This window comes from Kineococcus vitellinus (genome assembly GCF_009906315.1).
GTDB classification, from domain to species: domain Bacteria; phylum Actinomycetota; class Actinomycetes; order Actinomycetales; family Kineococcaceae; genus Kineococcus; species Kineococcus vitellinus.
Genome location: NZ_JAAALL010000523.1, coordinates 1 through 1,570, shown reverse-complemented (window position 1 = coordinate 1,570; position 1,570 = coordinate 1). Strand labels below are relative to the sequence as shown.

Annotated in this window: 2 protein-coding genes; both read left to right on the top strand. The window is 78.5% G+C overall.

Translation table 11 applies throughout. The annotated features are described in order from the left end of the window. The first annotated feature begins 44 nt into the window (after positions 1-44). Complete coding sequence (locus GTQ99_RS23070) at positions 45-383, top strand: Rieske (2Fe-2S) protein (protein WP_338075213.1); 339 nt, start codon at positions 45-47, stop codon at positions 381-383. Between the two features lie 15 nt (positions 384-398). Beyond that, a partial coding sequence (cobA, locus tag GTQ99_RS23065) for a uroporphyrinogen-III C-methyltransferase (RefSeq protein WP_166617991.1) occupies positions 399-1,570 on the top strand: 1,172 nt, incomplete at its 3' end.

Here is a 1,570-nt window from a genome sequence, read left to right as displayed (position 1 = left end):
GTGTCCCTGCCCCTGCCCACCGTCCCCGCCCAGGAGGTGTCCCGGTGAGCGCTCCCACCGGCACCGGTGCCCGCACCGCCGCCCTGCACGACGTCTGCCCGCTCGAGGACCTGCCGCTGGGCGAGGGCCGCGCCTACGTCGTCGACGGCCGGCAGGTGGCGCTCTTCCGCCACCGCAGCGGCAGGGTCAGCGCCGTGCAGGCCGCCTGCCCGCACGCGGGCGGGCCGCTGGCCGACGGGCAGGTCGACGAGCGCGTCGTCGTCTGCCCGCTGCACCTGAACGCCTTCGACCTGACCACCGGCGCCTCCAGCACCGGGGCGGACCCCATCGCGGTGCATCCTTGCCGGATCTCCGACGACGGTGTCGTCAGCGTGGAACTCTGAGAGCGGGAGGACACCGTGAGCGCTCGAGCGAGCAGCTACCCGCTGCACCTGGACGTCACCGGACGGCGCGTGCTCGTCGCCGGTGGCGGGCCCGTCGCCGCCCGCCGGGCCCGCGACCTGCTCGAGGCGGGCGCGCTCGTGCGCGTGGTCGCCCCCGCGCTGTGCGAGGACCTGCGCGAGCTGCTGCCCCGGCTGCAGTGGGAACCCGCCGAGGTCGACGTCGCCGCGCTGGCGGGACTGCTGGCGGACGTGTGGCTCGTGCACACCGCCACCGGCGCCCCCGAGGTGGACGCGGCCGTGGCGGCGGCGGCCGAGGCGCAGCGCACGTGGTGCGTGCGCGCCGACGACGCCGCGGCCTCAACCGCCTGGACCCCCGTGGTCGTGCGCCGCGACGACGTCACGGTGTCCGCGACCGCCGGCGCCGACCCGCGCCGGGCGCAGGCGCTGCGCGGCGCGCTGGGCCGCTGGCTGGACTCCGGTGCCGCCCCGCTGCGCCGGCGCCGCCCCGGGCGCGGGCGCGTCACCCTCGTCGGCGGCGGGCCCGGCGAGGTGGACCTGCTGACCCTGCGCGGGCGCCGCCGCCTGGCCGAGGCCGACGTCGTCGTGGTGGACCGGCTGGCGCCCACCGCCGTCCTCGACGAGCTCGACCCGGCCGTGGAGGTCGTCGACGTCGGCAAGACGCCCGACCACCACCCGGTGCCCCAGGAGGAGATCAACCGGATCATCGTCGAGCACGCGCTGGCGGGGCGGCACGTCGTGCGCCTCAAGGGCGGCGACCCGTACGTGCTCGGCCGCGGCGGCGAGGAGGTGCTGGCCTGCCGCGCGGCGGGGGTGGCGGTGGAGGTGGTGCCCGGCGTCACGAGCGCCTTCTCGGTGCCCGCGGCCGCCGGCGTGCCCGTCACCCACCGCGGGCTCTCGCGCTCGGTGACGGTCGTCAGCGGCCACGACGCGGTCGACGCGCAGGCGCTGGCGCGCCTGGACGGCACGATCGTGCTGCTCATGGGCGTGACGCTGCTGCCGCGCACGGCCGCGGACCTCGTCGCGGCGGGCAAGGACCCCGCGACGCCGGTGGCGATCGTCGAGGACGGCTGGCGGGCCTCCCAGCGCACCACCCGGGGCACCCTGGCCGACATCGCCGCCACGGCGGCGGCGCGCGGCGTGCGCTCCCCCGCGGTGGTCGTCGTGGG